This is a genomic window from Candidatus Pelagibacter sp. HTCC7211, assembly GCF_000155895.1.
Classification (GTDB): Bacteria; Pseudomonadota; Alphaproteobacteria; order Pelagibacterales; family Pelagibacteraceae; genus Pelagibacter.
Genome location: NZ_DS995298.1, coordinates 1,212,725 through 1,232,482, shown reverse-complemented (window position 1 = coordinate 1,232,482; position 19,758 = coordinate 1,212,725). Strand labels below are relative to the sequence as shown.

At 33.8% G+C, this 19,758-nt stretch carries 19 protein-coding genes; 4 read left to right on the top strand and 15 right to left on the bottom strand.

Annotated elements, in window-relative coordinates; all coding sequences use genetic code 11:
- Window positions 1–2: 2 nt before the first annotated feature.
- The 13 genes from glnT to PB7211_RS06575 all read right to left on the bottom strand — a co-directional run bounded on the left by glnT (window position 3) and on the right by PB7211_RS06575 (window position 12,815).
- Window positions 3–1,328 carry a type III glutamate--ammonia ligase gene (glnT, locus tag PB7211_RS06635; protein ID WP_008545185.1) on the bottom strand — a complete coding sequence of 442 codons (1,326 nt, stop codon included), beginning with the start codon at window positions 1,326–1,328 and terminating at the stop codon, window positions 3–5.
- A gap of 34 nt (window positions 1,329–1,362) precedes the next feature.
- On the bottom strand, window positions 1,363–2,682 hold the full coding sequence (locus PB7211_RS06630; protein ID WP_008545625.1) for an FMN-binding glutamate synthase family protein: 1,320 nt from the start codon (window positions 2,680–2,682) through the stop codon (window positions 1,363–1,365).
- Window positions 2,683–2,684: 2 nt separating this feature from the next.
- A complete protein-coding gene (locus PB7211_RS06625) occupies window positions 2,685–3,368 on the bottom strand; it encodes a protein glxC (protein ID WP_008545019.1) in 684 nt (227 codons plus the stop codon).
- On the bottom strand, window positions 3,368–4,252 hold the full coding sequence (locus PB7211_RS06620) for a class II glutamine amidotransferase (RefSeq protein ID WP_008545299.1): 885 nt from the start codon (window positions 4,250–4,252) through the stop codon (window positions 3,368–3,370). The genes PB7211_RS06625 and PB7211_RS06620 overlap by 1 nt, the downstream gene beginning before the upstream one ends.
- Window positions 4,253–4,264: 12 nt before the next feature.
- Window positions 4,265–4,417 (bottom strand): hypothetical protein, encoded by a 153-nt coding sequence (locus PB7211_RS08030; protein WP_008545017.1) that lies wholly within the window; start codon window positions 4,415–4,417, stop codon window positions 4,265–4,267.
- A gap of 57 nt (window positions 4,418–4,474) precedes the next feature.
- Window positions 4,475–4,705, bottom strand: a complete 231-nt coding sequence (locus tag PB7211_RS06610) for a hypothetical protein (RefSeq protein WP_008545291.1) — start codon at window positions 4,703–4,705, stop codon at window positions 4,475–4,477.
- Window positions 4,706–4,716: 11 nt separating this feature from the next.
- The gene (locus tag PB7211_RS06605; RefSeq protein ID WP_029455438.1) at window positions 4,717–6,117 is read right to left on the bottom strand and encodes an ammonium transporter; all 1,401 of its coding nucleotides are present in this window, start codon (window positions 6,115–6,117) and stop codon (window positions 4,717–4,719) included.
- A gap of 127 nt (window positions 6,118–6,244) precedes the next feature.
- Window positions 6,245–6,661 (bottom strand): hypothetical protein, encoded by a 417-nt coding sequence (locus tag PB7211_RS06600; protein WP_008545628.1) that lies wholly within the window; start codon window positions 6,659–6,661, stop codon window positions 6,245–6,247.
- A gap of 8 nt (window positions 6,662–6,669) precedes the next feature.
- A complete protein-coding gene (locus PB7211_RS06595) occupies window positions 6,670–8,079 on the bottom strand; it encodes an FMN-binding glutamate synthase family protein (protein ID WP_008544549.1) in 1,410 nt (469 codons plus the stop codon).
- Entirely contained in the window at window positions 8,079–8,933 is an 855-nt protein-coding gene (locus PB7211_RS06590; protein ID WP_008544064.1) for a gxgxg motif-containing protein, read from the bottom strand. Before PB7211_RS06590 ends, PB7211_RS06595 begins: the two co-directional genes overlap by 1 nt.
- Window positions 8,921–9,865 carry a glutamine amidotransferase gene (locus PB7211_RS06585; RefSeq protein WP_008545934.1) on the bottom strand — a complete coding sequence of 315 codons (945 nt, stop codon included), beginning with the start codon at window positions 9,863–9,865 and terminating at the stop codon, window positions 8,921–8,923. The genes PB7211_RS06590 and PB7211_RS06585 overlap by 13 nt, the downstream gene beginning before the upstream one ends.
- A gap of 31 nt (window positions 9,866–9,896) precedes the next feature.
- Window positions 9,897–11,366, bottom strand: coding sequence for a glutamine synthetase family protein (locus tag PB7211_RS06580; RefSeq protein ID WP_008544420.1), 1,470 nt, complete (start codon window positions 11,364–11,366; stop codon window positions 9,897–9,899).
- 120 nt (window positions 11,367–11,486) lie between these two features.
- On the bottom strand, window positions 11,487–12,815 hold the full coding sequence (locus tag PB7211_RS06575) for an NAD(P)/FAD-dependent oxidoreductase (RefSeq protein ID WP_008544935.1): 1,329 nt from the start codon (window positions 12,813–12,815) through the stop codon (window positions 11,487–11,489).
- Window positions 12,816–12,958: 143 nt separating this feature from the next.
- Here PB7211_RS06575 and PB7211_RS06570 point away from each other — a divergent pair, with 143 nt between their 5' ends.
- From PB7211_RS06570 to sucD, 3 genes are read left to right on the top strand one after another with little or no spacing between them, the layout of a single operon-like run.
- Window positions 12,959–13,897 carry an HpcH/HpaI aldolase/citrate lyase family protein gene (locus PB7211_RS06570; protein ID WP_008544462.1) on the top strand — a complete coding sequence of 313 codons (939 nt, stop codon included), beginning with the start codon at window positions 12,959–12,961 and terminating at the stop codon, window positions 13,895–13,897.
- A 2-nt stretch (window positions 13,898–13,899) separates the two neighbouring features.
- Entirely contained in the window at window positions 13,900–15,060 is a 1,161-nt protein-coding gene (locus PB7211_RS06565; protein WP_008544572.1) for a malate--CoA ligase subunit beta, read from the top strand.
- Between the two features lie 4 nt (window positions 15,061–15,064).
- Entirely contained in the window at window positions 15,065–15,952 is an 888-nt protein-coding gene (gene sucD, locus PB7211_RS06560; RefSeq protein WP_008545773.1) for a succinate--CoA ligase subunit alpha, read from the top strand.
- A gap of 34 nt (window positions 15,953–15,986) precedes the next feature.
- On the opposite strand, the gene PB7211_RS06555 is transcribed toward sucD, so the two are convergent.
- Both PB7211_RS06555 and PB7211_RS06550 read right to left on the bottom strand, forming a co-directional pair.
- Entirely contained in the window at window positions 15,987–16,334 is a 348-nt protein-coding gene (locus PB7211_RS06555; RefSeq protein WP_034399153.1) for a hypothetical protein, read from the bottom strand.
- Window positions 16,335–18,662: a DUF1989 domain-containing protein gene (locus PB7211_RS06550; RefSeq protein WP_008544616.1), complete on the bottom strand. Its 2,328-nt coding sequence runs from the start codon at window positions 18,660–18,662 to the stop codon at window positions 16,335–16,337. It lies immediately after the preceding gene.
- 110 nt (window positions 18,663–18,772) lie between these two features.
- Here PB7211_RS06550 and PB7211_RS06545 point away from each other — a divergent pair, with 110 nt between their 5' ends.
- Window positions 18,773–19,717, top strand: a complete 945-nt coding sequence (locus PB7211_RS06545) for an ABC transporter substrate-binding protein (RefSeq protein WP_008544939.1) — start codon at window positions 18,773–18,775, stop codon at window positions 19,715–19,717.
- Window positions 19,718–19,758: the final 41 nt, after the last annotated feature.

The window sequence follows — 19,758 nt, the reverse complement described above, 5'->3', positions numbered from 1 at the left end:
GTCTAACAATCTAAAGTATTATCTTTTTCCCATTTGGTAACTGGTTTCTTTTTATTAAATGAAGATTTACTATTGAAATCTTTAATCTCAGAATTTTTTAGTTTGATATAACTTTCAACTACATCTTTACCAAATGCATTTGAAAGGGTTTTACTTTTTTGGAGCATTGAGATTGCTTGTTTGATATCGTTTGGTAATTTTTTAAGATTTGGATATTTTTTATAATCTTTGTACATGTTGCAATGTAAAGGTTTTCCGGGATTTAATTTTTTATTTATTCCTTCAAGTCCAGCAGCAATTATTCCAGCTTGAAGTAAATATGGATTTGCTGAACCATCCATTAATCTTAATTCAAATCTTCCTTGATCAGGTATTCTTATCATGTGTGTTCTATTATTACCAGTATATGAAATACTACTTGGTGACCACGTTGCTCCAGATTTTGTTGGAGGAGCATTAATTCTTCTGTAGCTGTTAATTGTTGGGTTAAAAAACGCAGATAATGCCTGCGTGTTATTCATAATACCACCCAAGAAATTATAGGCTAATTTACTTAATCCAAGATTATTTTTTTTATCTAAAAATTTATTATTCTTTCCATTCCAAACTGAGACATGCGCATGACATCCATTTCCAGTCAGATTGTGGAATGGTTTTGGCATAAAAGTTGCTCTTAAACCATGTTTTTCCGCTAAGCTTTTAACCATATATTTAAAAAATACATGTCTATCTGCGGTTATTAGAGCATCTGTATAATCCCAATTCATTTCAAATTGTCCATTAGCGTCTTCATGATCGTTTTGATATGGCTTCCAACCCATTGCAATCATGCAATCACAAATTTCTTTAATTAATTCATATCTTCTCATTAAAGCTGATTGATCATAACAAGGCTTAGATTGAATATCTCTTTTATCTGCAATTGAAGAACCATCTTCTGAAATTAAAAAATATTCACATTCAACACCAGACTTCATCTGTAATTTTTTTTGTGACATTTTTTTTATTTGTTCTTTTAACATTACTCTTGGAGACGCTTTTACAGGTTTACCGTCCATATATAAATCTGATGCCAACCAACCTACTTCTTTATTCCAAGGTAATTGAATTAAACTATCAGGGTCTGGTACACCAAACATATCACTGTCTGCTGGTGTCATATCTAACCAAGTTGCAAATCCAGCAAATCCAGCTCCATTTTTTTGCATTTCAGCAATTGCTTGTGCCGGCACTAATTTTGATCTTAAAACCCCAAACAGATCAACAAAACTTATTAAAAAATATTTTATTTTTTTTTGTTTTGCTATTTGTGAAAGATTTTTTGGCATAAACAACCCTACTTGTTTAAAAAAATATAATCAATTATTTTTTTCCAGGTATCCAGTTCGTACCAGCTAAGGGAACTCCAGCCATAGCTGCTGCTTCTACTGTTAAAGCACATAAATCTTCAGGTTCAAGATTGTGAAGGCTATTTTTTCCACAAGCCCTTGCAAGAGTTTGCGCTTCAAGCGTCATTACTTTTAAATAATTAGTTAATCTTTTACCTGCTTTAACAGGATCTAATCTTTTCATTAATTTTGGATTTTGAGTTGAAATTCCAGCTGGATCATTTCCTTCATGCCAATCATCATACGCACCTGCAGTTGTCCCAAGCATATTATATTCTTTTTCCCATTTAGGATCATTATCACCAAGTGCAATCATAGCTGCACTTCCAATTGATACAGCATCAGCCCCCAAGGCTAAAGCTTTAGCAACGTCACCTCCATTTCTAATACCTCCAGAAATAACTAATTGTACTTCGCGGTGTGAATTTAAATCTTGAAGTGCATCAACAGCTGGCTTAATACAAGCAAGGGTAGGTTGACCAACATTTTCAATAAATACTTCTTGTGTTGCAGCAGTTCCTCCTTGCATTCCATCAAGAACAACAACATCTGCTCCTGCTTTTACAGCTAAAGCGGTATCATAATATGGTCTAGCTCCAGCAATTTTAATAAATATTGGAACCTTCCATTTGGTAATTTCTCTTAATTCTAAAATTTTAATTTTTAAATCATCTGGTCCTGTCCAATCAGGATGTCTACACGCTGATCTTTGATCTACACCTTTTGGCAAAGTTCTCATTTTTGCAACTCGATCATTAATTTTTTGACCTAATAACATTCCACCACCACCAGGTTTTGCACCCTGGCCAATAACAACTTCTATTGCATCGGCTTTTCTTAAATCATCAGGATTCATGCCATATCTAGAGGGTAATAACTGATAAACTAAATATTTTGATTGTCCTCTTTCTTCAGGGGTCATTCCTCCATCACCAGTTGTTGTAGAAGTTCCAGCAGCACTAGCACCTCTACCTAGTGCTTCTTTAGCTGGACCAGATAAAGCTCCAAAGCTCATACCTGCAATCGTAATTGGAATATCTAACTCTAATGGTTTTTTTGCATATTTAGTTCCAAGTGTAACATTAGTTGTGCATTTTTCTCGGTAACCTTCTAAAGGATATCTAGACATTGATGCACCTAAGAATAATAAGTCATCAAAATGCGGAAGTTTCCTTTTTGATCCACCGCCCCTGATATCATATATTCCAGTTTCTGCCGCTCGTCTTATTTCAGAATTTGTATATTTGTCAAAAGTCCAAGACTGACGAGGATGTGTTTTATTATTTTTTTTCATATTTAGTAGCTTGATACATTGTCAATTTTAAAATTATATAATTTTCTTGCTGAACCGTATCTTTTAAAACTTTCAGCTTTAAGATTTTTAATACTTGCGTCTTTTAAAAGTGAATTAAGTTTTTTAATATGATTTTTATCCATTTTTTTTTCAACACAATCTGCACCAAGTGATTTAACTTTACCTCTTATATATATGTTAGTTTCATATAAACTATCACCTAATGCCTCACCAGCATCACCGCAAACTACCATATTGCCTGATTGAGACATAAAACCAGACATATGTCCAACTGATCCTTTTACAATAATATCAATTCCTTTCATTGAAATTCCACATCTTGAACTAGCATCACCATCAATTATTAATAGCCCTCCATGTGCGGTAGCACCAGCTGATTGGGATGCATTACCTTTAACATGAACCTTTCCTGACATCATATTTTCAGCCACACCAGTACCCACGTTTCCATCAATAGTAATTTGAGCTTTTTGATTCATTCCAGCACAGTAATAACCCACATGTCCTTTAATATTTATATTTATCTCATCTGTTAACCCTGCACAAAGAGCATGATTTCCCTCTGGATTAACTATTGTAAAATTTCTATCATTTTGTTTACGATCTAAACTTTGTAATTTTTCATTTACTTCTCTTAATTTTAATTTCTTTAAATCTAATTTCATTAATTTCCCCAAGAATAAACAATACCAGGTTCTGGTTCAAAAATTTTTGCACTATTTACATCTGGCAAATGAGCCATCGCTTGAAATTCAGATGCAATTGCTACATAGTTTTTTGTTTCAGCTATGACAGCCGGTTTACAAGCTATTTCATCTCTAACAACTGCAAATCCTTTTTTTGTACCAGTAATAAATGTATAAAATCCATCTAAGTCTTTTAAACCTGACACCAAAGTATCTTTTAATGATTTCTTATTTGACAAACTATTTGAAACATAACCTGCTGCAACTTCAGTATCATTTTCAGAATTAAAAATGTTACCTTTTTTTATAAGTTTTCTTCTAAGATTGTTATGATTTGATAATGATCCATTGTGTACTAAACACTCATCTTTTCCAGTAGAATAGGGATGAGAACCATCTGTTGTTATGGCACTTTCTGTTGCCATTCTGGTGTGACCAATTCCATGGGTACCACTAAAACTATCTAATTTAAATTTTTTAACTACATCTTTTGGGTTTCCAACTTGTTTAAAAATTTCAATTGAATTTCCATAACCAACCAGTGAGATTTCTGGAAAACTATTATTAATAATTTTTATAACGGTTTTAGGCTCTATCGGGGTTTTAAGAATTACGTGATCTGAATATTGATTTAATTTAGATTTATTAATTTTTTTTGAGATTTCTTTTTTAAATTTATTGAAATCTAAATCACCAATACATAATGAGTATTTAAAAATTTTTTTTTCTTCATTTTTATAAATTGCAAATCCAGCACTATCAGGACCTCTAGACTCCATATTATTGAGCATTCCAGACAACATCTTACCCAAACTTTTTTCATATTTTTTTGTTTTTAAGTAGATGCCAACAATTCCACACATAATTTTTTTGGTTTAGTTTATTAAAGAAATTAAAAAATCCTTATAGTAGATAACATTAGCTACTACAATGATGATTATAGCAGCTATCACACCGTATTTAGCTTTTGGAAATACTACACCTCTCATCTTCGATGGTCTTAATACTTTTTTATCTTCATCTGTCATATTTAAATCAAAAAAAAAGGGCGCTACAATTAAGTAGCGCCCAAATTATTTATTTAATTACCAATCGGTAATATTGCTTTTATGGTCGTTTGCACCGTGTCTTTTTCGAGATAATCTTTCAAGTTCTTCTCTTTCAGATTTATCTGTAATGACACTCCATCCAATCCATACAACAATTAACAATAGAACTAGTATAAATTCACTAGATCCTGCTCCAGGATAAACCGATCCAGCAACCTCTTCTGCAGGTTTATTTAGATGATCTATCCAGTTTGTTACTGTAGCCATATTTTTCTCCTTTACCTGGTTGCCGATGAAACTGCTTTTTCATCTTCTTTAGCAGATTCCATTGTTTCATAGTCTAATCCAGCTATCTCTACTTCACGAGGGATTCTTAATTTACCCATACCGTTTAGTATCTTAGCTATGATGTAGCCTGGTATTAGTCCAAGAACTAAGAACATTATTATCGCTCCTAAGAATTGTCCTAATGGATTAATTGTTGCATATGTTGATCCGTCCCACATAGCGCCAACACTGTAACCAGATGCTGGGTAGCCATTTAAAACAAATCCACAAATTACAAGTCCAATAAAACCAGCATAACCATGCACAGCTACTGCTCCAACTGCATCATCAATTTTGAACTTCCGTTCAACCCAATAATGAAGTTTGTAAGAAATCACAACACCAATCATACCAATAATCAATGCTTGAATTGGATGATATAAGTCATTTCCAGCTGATGCACATATTATACCTGCTAGCCCACTTGAGTAAGTCCAGAAAGGATCACCTTTTGCAATAACATATCCAGCTAACAATCCACCTGATAACGACATTAAGAAATTCATAGTTATTCCACTTAATGTAGTAGGTGTTAAGTAAATGTTAGTTGCTGTCCAGAATGTTACTCCTTCCATTCCATACTCAGGTCCAAGGTCATATATTGGAACATTACATGCCGCATAAAATCCCCAGAAACCAGTATAAATTAAAAATAATCCAATAGTAACTAGCCAAGGATTTCGTGGTCCTATATTTCTAGGTTCTCCATTTGATGCAAATTTTCCAATTCTAGGTCCTAAAACCATAAGAACACCAAGTGCAAATCCACCTGCTATTGCGTGAATTACACCTGACGCATAAGCATCATGATATCCTAAAATTTTAAGCATCCATCCATCAAAATGCCATCCCCATGAAGCATCTATCGACCAGAAAACAGATCCAATCGCAATTGCTAAAACTCCAAATGCAAAAGTTGTTATTCTTTCGATAACAGCCCCTGAAACAATAGAAGCAGCCGTCCATGAAAATAACAAGAATGCTGCCCAGAAAACACCCATTATATGGTCGTTAAGATTAATTGCCATAAGAGCATTAGTTGGATTAGCAAGATCATTTCCTCCAAATCCTCCACCTAAAACTAGCCCGGTACTTTCTGTCATAATTGATGGAGCAATTCCTGGTCCTGTTGGAAAAGCCCAATAAATCCACCAACCAAATAAAAACCAAGTTACTGTTACCAAAGGTATAAGCATTGTATTTTTCATTAAGGTATGTTGATGGTGTTTGTATCTTGACGCTCCAACTTCATACATACAGAAACCGACGTGAATTAAAAACATCAGTACCACTGTTACCCAGTAGTAAAATTCTGTAAATATGGTTGTGAGAGCGCCTAACTGATCAGTCATTTTATCTCTCCCATATTAGTTTTTTGAAATCCTATAAAAGAAAATGATTCGATACAAATAAAAGAATACTTAAAAACCTAGTATGAACACTAGGTTTTTAAAAAATAATCAACTTATAATTGTAGATTTAAAATTTTAGATAAGCTTTTTTCAAATCAACAAGAGGGTGTTTTGGAGACATTTGAAACTTAACTAAAAGTTCTCTTGCAATCATATCTCTATCTTGCTGATTGTTTGGAAGTTTGATTGAACTTGGAATAGTTACCCAGCCATTTGCATTTCTACAAAACACTGCTGGTCTACCTTCTTCATAACCCATATGAACATCTTCTAACCAGTTAAGATCATCCCATCCCATTGCTTCTACATATTTTTTAAGAAACGGGGTTATCTTTGTATAGTCAGGAAGAAGATTAACGTCATATCTATAACCGATTGATTGACCAATCATTTTTTCTCTAGCTGTTTCTTTTTTCTTGCCTAATTGTTGGTCTTTAGCAGCCTTTGACTTTGTGACTTTTTTTTTATTTTTTTTCTTAACCATAGTTACCCCTAAATTTTATGATAGTTATCTACACCAACTGTATAGTTTGTACCGGCTAAAGGAACTTTTGCTAAAGCTGATGCCTCAGAAGTAAGTGCAGCTAAATCTTCTGGCTCTAGAGAATGGATGTTAGTTTTACCACACGCTCTTGCTAAAAGCTGAGCTTCTAAAGTCATTGAGTGAAGATAGTTGTAAACTCTTAGTGCAGCGTCATCAGGATTTAATCTTGCTCTTAGTTTAGGATCCTGTGTTGCAACACCAACTGGACAACGTCCTGTATGACAGTGATAACATTCACCAGCTTTTACACCCATTTCTTTTTCAAAATTAGCTTCTGGGATGTCTTTATTACAGTTTAAAGCGATCATTGATCCAGTACCAATTGCAATTGCATCAGCACCTAATGCTAAAGCTTTTGCCATATCAGCACCATCTCTAACACCACCAGCATAAATTAAAGTTACTTTTCCAGTTTTACCAACATCATCAATTGCTCTTCTTGCTTCTCTGATTGCAGCAATTCCTGGGATACCAGTATTTGCAGCTGCAATATGGGGTCCAGCTCCAGTAGAACCTTCCATACCATCTAGATAGATAGAGTCAGGGTCACATTTTGCAGCCATACGAACATCATCATAAACTTTTGATGCTCCAAGCTTCAATTGAATTGGTACTTTATTTTTTGTTAATTGTCTTAATTCTTCAACCTTAAGAGCTAAGTCATCTGGACCCAACCAGTCAGGGTGTCTAGCAGGAGATCTTTGATCAATACCAGAAGGCAATGATCTCATTTCAGCTACTTGGTCAGTTACTTTTTGACCCATTAAGTGTCCACCCATACCAACTTTTTGACCTTGGCCGATGAAAACTTCAATTCCATCCGCAAGTTGAGCATGATGAGGATTAAAACCGTATCTTGATTGAATACACTGGTAATACCATTTTTCAGAATATCTTCTTTCATCAGGTATCATTCCACCTTCTCCAGAACAAGTAGCGCTTCCAGCCATTGTAGCTCCTCTTGCTAAAGCAGTTTTTGCTTCATAAGAAAGTGCCCCAAAACTCATACCAGTAATATAAACAGGTATATCAAGCTCAATAGGGTTTTCACATCTTGGACCAATTACAGTTTTAGTTTCACATTTTTCTCTATAGCCTTCGATTACAAATCTTGTAAGTGTACCAGGTAAGAAAACTAGATCATCAAATGTCGGAATTTTTTTCATTAATGCCATTCCACGCATTCTGTATCTTCCTAACTGAGACTTGATATGAATATCGTCAATTACCTCAGGAGTAAAAATAGCATTATGACCTAATAAGCTTTTGTTTCTTTTTCCATCTTCATGTGCATGAACGTCAGCTTTTCCACCAACACTTCCATTACCATTTTTCTTTTTTGTTTTTTTCTTAGGCATTATATTGCTCCCTTCTTCTCTGTAGGTTCTAAATTATCGTAATTCCAAAGTTTTTTACCAGCTACAATTTTTTTCATTTTACTTACATCAAAATTTTCACCAATTTCAGCCACTTTTAACTTTCTTTTTAACCAATCTTGGTCACTTACAGTCAATTCAGCATCTACAGCATCACTACCATATGAACCAATACTTCCACCTATGAAAATTGTCCCATCATACATAGAGTCGCCCAAGTTTATACCAACGTCTCCAAGGATAATTATTCTACCTCTTTGCATCATAAATCCAGTAAATGCACCAGCGTCACCACCAATAATGATAGTTCCACCTTTCATATCAATTCCAGTTCTTGCACCAACACTACCTTTACAAATTAAATCACCGCCTCTGATAGCTGCACCAAAACATGAGCCTGCATTTTTCTCAATAACAACTTTACCAGCCATTAAATTTTCAGCACAGGACCAACCAACTCTACCATTAATTCTAACCGTTGGACCATCACATGAACCCATACCAAAATATCCTAAACTTCCTTCAAATATTAAGTTTAGTTTATTAAGTATACCAACGCCTAAGCTATGTTTTCCTTGAGGATTTTTAATTACAATAGTTCCATAACCTTCACTCATTAATTTATCAATTTCTTTGTTAGCCTCGGGAGCTGTCATATCTTTTACATCAAGATCTGTTCTTTTATTAAAATCAACATCATATGTCCCAAAATAATAAAAGTTTTCAGCCTCATCAGGATTAAAAAACTTTTGCTGAGTTCTTCCTGTTAAAACTTCTGTGTGCATACCCATTGACTGGGCTTTAGATTTTTTCTCGTTTGTTTTTAGATTTGCCATACTTTTACCTCTCCATCAAATGGATCATACGTATCAATTTCTTGTGGAAGAACTGATCTGATCGCTATTTCTTCTGAACCCATTGCGACTAAGTTATCTGATTCGTAAAGAACTAGTGGTTTAGCAGCCATAGTATCTTTTGCCATTCCTAATGAGTCTTTTGTTGCAACAAAATAAGTAAATACCCCATCAAGTCCAGTTAAAGACTCTTTCATTCCTTCTGCAAGGCTAGCTCCTTCCCTCATTTTTTGAGCAATATAAACTGCTATTAACTCAGAGTCACATTCAGACATAAATCTCATACCTTTATTTTCTAAAGCTCTTCTGTTGTTCCAATAATTTGTTAGTTGACCGTTATGAACTACTGATACATCGCTGAATGGATAGCCCCAAAAAGGGTGTGCAGATTTAATATCTACCCCAGACTCTGTTGCCATCCTAGCATGACCAATAGCGTGAGTTCCTACAAGCTTATCTAAAGAGTATCGATCACAGACAGCTTTAGCATTCCCAAGATCTTTAATTACCTCTAAAGATTTACCCATGGAAAGTATCTCTACACCTGGAATACTTTCGATTCTTTGAGAAAAATCCAATAAATCTTTCTTATCATAACTGATTTCATATCTTAATGAGTAGGGAAGGGTTCTCTCTTCTTTTATAATTCTTGCACCTAATTCTCTTAAGGTCTCATCAACTATCTTTTTTCTCTCGTCATATACCGAAACATCCTCCATAATTGATGAACTTCCTTCACCAACATTTTCTCCAACTTTAAAACGCATAATAAAGTTTTTACCATCTGTATCACCATATAAAGCGTAACCAGTTGAATCTTCTCCTCTATGTTTTAACGCTTGAAGCATACCTTGTAGTTCGCTTCCAACATTAGAAGATTTACCTCTATGAATTAAACCTGCAATTCCACACATATTATTTTACCCCTTCTATTTTATCTAAGACCTATGGTAGACAATCAAGATATGTATCTAGATCCCATTGAGTTGTAGCACCTAAAAATCTTTCCCATTCATCATTTTTATACCAATGAAAGACTTTATACATTTCATCTGGCATAGCTGATTTAATCACTTCATCCTCAGCTAAACGGTCAAGTGCTTGACCAAGACTTAAAGGTAATTTTTTAACTTCTTTACCAGCTGCTTGAGCTTCATACATACTTCGCGACTCTGGTTTTCCTGGATCGATATTGTTTGATATCCCATCATCAAAACATTTTAACAATCCTGATCCCATCAAATAGGGATTATGCATAGAGTCAACTGAACGGTACTCAAATCTACCAGGTGCTGATACTCTTAATCCACAAGTTCTATTTTGGTATCCCCAGTCCGCATAAACTGGCGCCCAAAAACCTTGATCCCATAATCTTCTATATGAGTTTACTGTTGAAGATCCAATTGCTGTTAAAGCACCAAGGTGTTTCATAACACCACCAATAGCTTTTAAACCAACTTTACCTGGTAATTGAACATCTTTAGTATCTGGCATAAATGTATTTTTCCCACCTTCAACATAAGTAAATACCTCATCCATTGCGGGTAGAGATTTATGTCCTAATTTATTCACTTTATCTTTTCCACCTGTCCATAAAGACATATTAGTATGACATCCACTTGCAGATACTCCCATAAATGGTTTTGTCATGAAACATGCAATTAGATTAAATTCTCTTGCAACTTGAGCACAAATTTGTCTGTAGGTTGATAGTCTATCTGCATTTCTTAAAACATCATCATACATCCAGTTTAATTCTAATTGTCCTGGAGCATCCTCATGATCACCTTGAATCATGTCAAGACCCATAGCTCTCGCATATTTCATAACTTGCATAAATACTGGTCTTAAAGACTCGAATTGATCTATGTGATAACAATATGGTTTAGAAAAACCTTTTCCAGTCGGTGTTCCATCTTCATTTTTTGTTAGCCACATCATCTCTGGTTCAGTTCCAACTCTTAGTTGATAACCATGTTTTTTCTTAAATTCTTGAGCATGTATTCTTAAATTTCCTCTGCAATCTGAAGTTAAATGAGCACCAGGATTATCTCTTTCTTCTCTGTTTCTAAAACAAGTTACAAATACTCTTGCTACTTTTTTATCCCAAGGTAATTGGCAAAAAGTTTCTGGATCAGGTATACCTACAAGTTCTTTTGCTTCAGGTCCATAACCGATGTAATTGCCGTGTCGATCAGTAAATAAGTTTGCTGTTGCTCCATATACTAATTGAAAGCCTTTTTCACATGTTCTTTCCCAGTGATCAGTTGGAATTCCTTTCCCAACAACTCTACCTGTAACAGATATGAATTGAAAAAAAATATATTCAATACCAAGTTCATTTATTTTAGCTCTAACTTGTTTAACTAATTTGGTTCTACCTGGTTGGTTAACGTGTTTTTCTAGGTCAGTCATTGCATTCCCCCTTAAGAATAAATTTTTTAATGGAGAAACGTTAGCTCAAAATTTAATTAGTGTCTAATTTTTGTTGGCTATAATAATTATATATAATTTTTATAAGTATTACTTATAAAATTAGCTCCAAGGGAATGGACTGTTTGAAGTAGGGTGAAGTTCACCTTTCTCGTATCGGTTGAATCTAAAAGGTTTTAAAAGATCGCTCTCAGTTCCAAGAATTTCTTTTGCAACAAGTTCACCTACACCAATCATTTTATACCCATGGTTTGCATCAGCGATCATGTAAACGTTTTCTAAAAATCTATCAAAGATCGGAAAAGAATCTGGCGTCATACACCCAAGACCACCTGATGGACCTTTTCTGTAAAGATCAGATTTTCCTTCAAATCTTTTTTGACAATGAGCTAAAGCAGAGCACCACATATCATTAAACGCCTCTGTAGTTTGGTATTCTGGTGACTCTATTCCATATGGATCAACATTCACTTGATCAAAATGTTTATCTACTATGTAAGGTGAAGTTCCACCTTGAACACCTAAACCTTCAATATCAGGTTTGTAATAAATTCCCCAAATTTTATCTGTGATTAATTTTTTAGTTTTATCTGAATATAATGGAGCAGTAGAGTCTACATGAATAACTGGTGGCTGTTGTCCATTGTTCATTTTTAAAAAATCAGGCTCAACACCAATCACACCCTCTTGTAACATCCAATATGTCCACATATCTGTTACATGCATTTTACCATCTTTACCTTTGATGCTTGCAGTTTTAGGAAGTTCTAACATATTCCAAAAATCTCTAGCCCACGGACCCGCTCCAACCACAACCTGTTCACATTCTATTGTTCCATTATCAGTTTCAACACCTGTAACAGCTTTACTGTTACTTCCTCTTTTAAATCCTGTAACTTTGACACCTTTAATAACTTGAACACCATTCGAAGTAGATTTATTTTCAAGAGCTTTAATCGAATCTTTATTAAAAGCGTAACCACCTTTTTTTTCATGAAGAACTGAGGTGATACCTTGAGCTTGCCAATCATCAAACATACCTTTCATGTAATTCATACAATCTTTTTCACCTTCAATAAATTCTGAATCGTAACCAATAGCTTTTTGCTGTTCATAAATCGTTGCAACATCTTCGTGCATTACTTCTGGAGAAATTTGTAAATAACCTACAGCATTATATTTAAATGCCTTAGGGTCGCTCTCCCAGACAGAAACTGAATGAGCCATTAACTCTCTCATAGCCGGTTGAAAATAATTATTTCTAACAACACCACATGCAATACCACTTGCCCCTGCAGCGATATCTTTTTTTTCTAAGACGACAATGTCACCTGGATTTTTATAAGTTTCAGAAAGTTTCCAAGCTGTACTTAAACCGTGAATTCCACCACCAATTATAACTACTTTAGCTTTGTTCGGTAAACTTGACATAAATTTAATCAATTATTAACAAAATGGATTTACGATGAAAGTATTATTTATAGTACTAAAATTTATATATATATTTAATACAATTAAATTATTTGTAATAAGGACCTTTTTAATAAATATTAAATTATCTAATTAAAGTAATTATGAGCCATAAATTCTATAAACCGGCCAAATCTAGACTTCAAAGAAGTGAATTAGCTGTTCCAGGATCTTCACCTAAAATGTTTGAAAAAGCATTAAATTCTTCAGCTGATTATATTTTTTTAGATTTAGAAGATGCAGTTTCTCCAAATGACAAAATATCAGCCAGAGCAAATATTATAAAAGCTCTCAATGAGATGAATTGGAGAAATAATGGCAAAACTATTTCAGTGAGGATTAATAGTCTTGATACACATTATATGTATAGTGATTTAGTAGAACTTGTTGAACAAGCTGGAGAAAATATCGACACTATCTTAGTACCAAAAGCTGGAACTGCTAGCGATGTTTATATGGTTGATTGTTTGTTGACGCAAATCGAGACTAATAAAAAATTAAAAAATAAAATTGGCATTGAGTGTTTAATTGAAACTGCATTAGGAATGTCAAATATAAAAGAAATTGCAGGCTCAAGTGAAAGACTAGAGGCATTACATTTTGGTGTTGCAGACTATGCTGCCAGTTTAAGAGCAAGAACAGTTGTGATTGGAGGATTAAATCCAGATTACCCAGGAGATCAGTGGCATCATGGATTATCAGAATTAGCGATGACTTGTCGAGCTTATGGATTAAGAGCAATTGATGGACCATTTGGTGATTTTAATGATCCTGATGCTTACATTGCAGCAGCAAAACGTGGTGCCGCTATTGGTATAGAAGGTAAGTGGGCAATTCATCCATCTCAAATTGAACTCGCTAATGATGTTTTTTCTCCTCCTGAAACAGAAGTAAATAAAGCAAAAAGAATTATAGAAGAATTAGAAAAAGCTGCAAAAGAAGGTAAGGGTGCAGCTCAACTTGATGGTAGAATGATAGATGCAGCATCTGCTAGAATGGCAGAGAATGTTGTAAACATTGATAAACTAATTAATAAAAAATAAGTATGGATATACACGAGTATCAAGCAAAAGAAATTTTATCTAGTTTTGGAGTAACAATACCAAGAGGAGGAATTGTTTATAGTCCTGAGACCGCAGAAAATAAAGCAAGAGAAATTGGTGGATCAAAGTGGGTTGTTAAAGCACAAATTCATTCTGGTGCAAGAGGAAAAGCAGGTGGAATAATTGTGTGTAATTCACCATTAGAAGTTGCTCAGGCAACAGACAAATTATTAGGAAAAAAACTTGTTACAAATCAAACTGGACCTGAGGGTAAAATAGTAAATAGAATTTACATTGAAGAAGCATCTGATATTGAAAAAGAATTATATCTTGGTTTAGTTTTTGATAGAAGCTCTGAAAGTATAATGGTTGTGGCCTCAACAGAAGGAGGAATGAGTGTTGAAGAAATTGCTAAAGAAAAACCAGAAACAATCATAAGATCAAAAATTGAAGTTGCAGTTGGTATTCAAAATTTTCAAGCAAGAGAACTAGCATTTGGATTGGGTATTGAGCCAGAGTTAATTAGAAGAGCTTCAGAAACAATTATTGGATGTGCTAAAGCATTTAGTGAACTAGATGCTACAATGGTTGAAGTAAACCCATTAGTGATTTCAAAACAAAAACAAATTTTAGCTTTAGATTGTAAAATGAGTTTTGATAATAATGCAATGTTCAGAAGAGATAAAGTTTCTGAATTAAGAGATAAAACCCAAGAAGATGAAAAAGAAGTTTTTGCATCAGATAGAGGCTTAAATTATGTAAGTTTAGAGGGAAATATTGGAAATATAATTAATGGTGCTGGGCTAGCCATGGCATCTATGGATATGATAAAATTAGCTGGTGGAGAACCAGCTAATTTTCTTGATGTCGGTGGAGGAGCAACTCCAGAAAAAATAGTAAAGGCTTTTAGGCTAATTACTATGGATAAAAAAGTAAAAGTAATTTTAGTAAATATTTTTGCTGGAATTAATAGATGTGATTGGGTTGCTGAAGGAATAGTTCAAGCACTTGAAAAAATTGAAATAAAAGTTCCATTAGTAATTAGATTAGCAGGAACCAATGTTGAAAAAGGAAATAAAATTCTTCAAGATAGCAAATTAAATTATATTGAGGCAAATACTTTGGAGGATGCTGCAAATAAAGCTGTTGCAGCATTAAAATAATTAAATGGCAGTAATTATTCAAAAAGATACGAAAATATTAATTCAAGGGTTCACTGGAAAAATGGGAACTTTTCATGCTGAAGAAATGATAAAATATGGATCTAACGTTATTGGAGGAGTAACACCTGGAAAAGGTGGTCAAAAACATTTAGATAAACCAGTATTCAACACAGTAAAAGATGCTGTGCAAGAAACAGGCGCCACTGCTTCAATATTATTTGTTCCCCCAGCTTTTGCAGCAGACTCTGCAATGGAAGCTGCAGATGCAGGAATAAAAACATGTGTTGCTATTGTTGATGGAATTCCTTCACATGACATGATCAGAATAAAACGATACATGCGAAGATATTCTAGAAAAGAAAAAATGACCTTAGTAGGACCTAATTGTGCAGGAATAATAAGTCCTGGTAAATCAATGTTGGGAATTATGCCTGGTCATATTTACAAGGAGGGTAGAGTTGGAATTATTAGTAGATCTGGAACTTTAGGATATGAAGCGGCACAACAATTAATGGATTTAAATATTGGGATTTCGACAAGTGTTGGTATTGGAGGTGATCCAATTAATGGAAGTTCTTTTAGAGACATCATTGAAAAATTTGAAACTGACGATGAAACAGATTTGATTTTAATGATTGGTGAGATTGGTGGACCTCAAGAAGTAGCAGCTGGGGAATTTGCAAAAGAAAATATGAAAAAACCTATAGTAGGTTACATTGCAGGATTAACCGCTCCAAAAGGAAGAGTGATGGGTCATGCTGGTGCAATTGTTTCAGCTTACGGAGAAAGTGCAGTTGAAAAGGTAGAACTTTTAAAAGAATGCGGTGTAACAATTTCTAAAAATCCATCTGTTATGGGCGAAACAGTAAAAGAAGTGTTAAATAGAAAATAGACTGATCTTAATAAAATATTTACTTACTAGAAAATTAAAGTTCTAAATTTTTTAATTTTTCCATGTATTCATCAAATTCTTTAACAAATGCCTGTGTTGGTTTAATATTTTTTTTTCTTTGATCTGATGATGTTTTTTCTAAATAGAAAAAATTATTTTCACATGCTTCATTTATTATCAGTGCAGATTTGGGTCTAGAAGTTTTAAATAATTTTGTTTTAAGTTCTTCGACAGACAATTTTTCACCTTCTTTATATGAATTCATAACTAATAACATCATATGATAATGTGATGGAGATTTTCTAAAAAAATAATTACTAGAACTATGAGAACGCCTCACTTGATCTTCCCAAAACTCTAATAAATCTTTTGTTCCCTTCATTTAAGCTCTCACTCTAGATTTTGTTGGATCATAAAAAGGAAAAGCAACTACTTTTGCATCAATTCTTTTTTGATGACCATCTAATTTACCAATTTCAACTTCAGTTCCAATTTCAGAATATTTTACATCTATCCTACATAAAGCTATGTTTTTTCCAAGTTTTGGCGATAACATTCCACTTGTTATTTCACCAATTTGTGCACGACCAACGTGAACACAATCGCCATTTACAGCTGGCTCATGTCCAACAAGCTCTAAACCAACTAATTTTCTTTGTGGATTTGCTTTTCTTTTAATCAATTCTTCTTTACCTATAAAGTCATCATCTTTTGTTTTAAGCGGAACTGTAAAACCTATACCAGCCTCAAAAGGATCTGTTTGATCATTAAATTCATAACCATAAAAAATAAGCCCAGCTTCAATACGAACCATATCTAAAGCTTCTAAACCTAGAGGCGTTATATCAAATTCTTTACCAGCTTCCCAAACTTTATCCCAAACTTCTGAAGCATCTTTTGGATGGCACCAAATTTCATATCCAAGTTCACCAGTATAACCTGTTCTTGAAATTACAATAGGTGTTCCAGTTTCATGTTCTATTCTTGCAATATTAAATCTAAACCATTCAAGCTCAGTTATTGATGGTTGAATAGGTGCAGTCCAAACAAATTTTTCTAAAATCTTTCTGCTGTTTGGTCCTTGAACAGCAATGTTATGAATGTGATCTGTTGCAGATTTGATCCAAACTTTATACTTTTTCTTTTTAGCCTGTTCTTTTAACCACTCTCCACTGTACTCATCTCCACCAATCCATCTAAAATTATCTTGTCCAAATTTAAACAATGTACCGTCATCTAACATGCATCCATTTTCATAACACATTGCTGTATAGACTACTTGCCCTACAGATAATTTTTTAACATTTCTAGTTAAAGTGTATTGCATTAAATTCTCAGCATCGGGGCCCAAGATTTCAAATTTTCTTAATGGAGAAAGATCAGTTGCTATTGCACTTTCTCTACAAGCATTGTATTCTTTTATGGTTCCTGAATTTGTAAAATTATTAGCCAACCAAAAACCTTTGTATTCAACAAAATTTCTTGTTAATTCAGATGTCTTTTTATGAAAACCTGTTTCTTGAGTTAATTTTGGTTCAGAGTCAGTTTTCATTCTAAATGCAATTGCTTTTGAATATTTATTATTTTTTGCATAAGTTCTAACAAAAATATCTGTAGGGTTCCACCCATTAGCAGCATCTACATCACAAGGACATGCAGATGATATACAGGTTAAATCTTTAAGAGCTCTGAACAAAACATAATCACCAGGTCTTGACCAAGGTTCATCGAATGTTGCAACATTATTTGCATCAATTCCTGTATTAAAAAATAGATTTATTGCTGACCAACTTTTTCGTGCATTGATATCATATTTTTCTAATCCTTTATTGAAGTTATCAGTGCAATTTATATGACCCATATAACCAAGATCTTCATAGTATTTTGAAGTACAGGCTAAATTGAACGTATCATGTCTTCCAACTGTATCTCTTACAACCTCAACCATTGCTTCATGATTTCCATCATAAAATTTTGAAAATAATCCTGGGCCTGGATAAGCGCTACCCATAAATGTTCTAGTTGCTTTGTCATCAATAATGCTTTCAATACCATCATTTAATTTATGAGTGTCAAATGCTAAAAAATCAGAACATTGCCTTCCACCTGTATCAATAATTTGAATGTATTCTCCTTCTTTAACTTCATAAGTTTCTGCTGTTCTTCTTTTAACAAGCTGTTCAACTATAGGATCACTTAAAGGATCTGGTAAAATAAATTGTTCATCTGTCTCAGAATATTTTGCTCTATTAACAAAAATTGTTAAATCAGTTGGCGGATTTTGCTCATGAACATTTAGAGGATCACCAGGAGCAGCAATTAATACAAAGCACTTATCTTTTGCTAAATGAGTTATTTTTTCTCCCATTAAACAATCTTCATTAAATATAATTGATGATTTTGCTTTACTTAGGTCTAGATTTCTCTTTTTAAAAATCTTTGTTATTTTTTCATCTTTTGCAATTACTCTTTTAGAGAAATCAGCATTTGCATTTTCTTTTAAATCTAAAATTGATTGATCTGGTTTACCATTAGCGTCAAATACAATTATTTCACAAATTTGTTTTCCTTCATCATTAATAATTTCAATCTGATCTTCTGGAAAAACCTCTATTACAGATAAACCACCACCTTTTACAAAATATCTTTCAACTCCTGGTGGTAAAGCTCTTAGACCTGGATTTCTAATTTCGTTGCTAGTTCCTAACATTACGCAAAATTATATATATTTTTTATAAGTTTATTATAATCAAAACGAGTTGACTAGAAGTTTAATTCAGAACATACTTTATTAATTAATATATTAATAAGGGGAAAAAAATGAAAAAAATAATATCATTAATATCTGCCCTAGTTATTTCTGTAGTAAGTTTTGCAGGAATATCTAATGCTGATAGCAAAAAGCCCATCGTAATCCCAACTCATAACTGGTCAAGCCAAATTGTAATGGCTTATGTTATTGGTGGTATTTTCGAAAGTATGGGAAATAACGTAAAATACGTTAACGCAGACTCACAAGCAGTTTACGAATCTATTAGAATTGGAGATGTAACTATATCTCATGAAGTATGGGAATCTGCTTTTGGTAAATCTTTTACTACTGCTTTAGATAAAGGTGGTTTATTAGATTGGGGTGATCATGAGGCAAGAACTCTTGAAGATATGGGTTATCCAAATTGGGTTGTTGAAAAAGGTTTATGCCCAGGTCTACCAGACTGGACAGCTTTAAAAAATCCAGATTGTGCTAAAAACTTTACAACACCTGATTCTCCAGATGGAAAAGGAAGAATGTTGGAAGGACCTCAAAGTTGGCACGGTGACTTGATCCCTCAAAGGGTTGATGCACTTGGTTTAGGTGATCTTTGGTGGGTTAAATTTGCTGGAGGTGCAGACGCACTTTGGGCAGAGTTAGCAGCAGCAAAAAAAGAAGGAAGAGGAACTATAATCTTTAACTGGACTCCAAACTTTACAGATGGTGCTGGTTTTACATTTATTGACTTCCCTCCATACACAGCTGGTTGTAGACCAGAAGATGGTGGAGATGGCAAATGTGGTTCACCTGATGGATACTTGAAAAAAGCAGTTCATGAGGATTTTCCAAAAACTCATCCAGATGCAGCGGCAGTATTTAAAAAGATGTCATTTTCAACAAGTCACATTGGTGCAATGGCAGCTTTAGTTGACGTTGATAAAATGACTCATGAAGATGCAGCTAAAAAATGGTTAGCTGACAACAAGTCAGTTTGGCAAGCTTTTACTAAATAAGGTTAAAAGTTAAATTTTATAATCTCTCCCAACATTGTTGG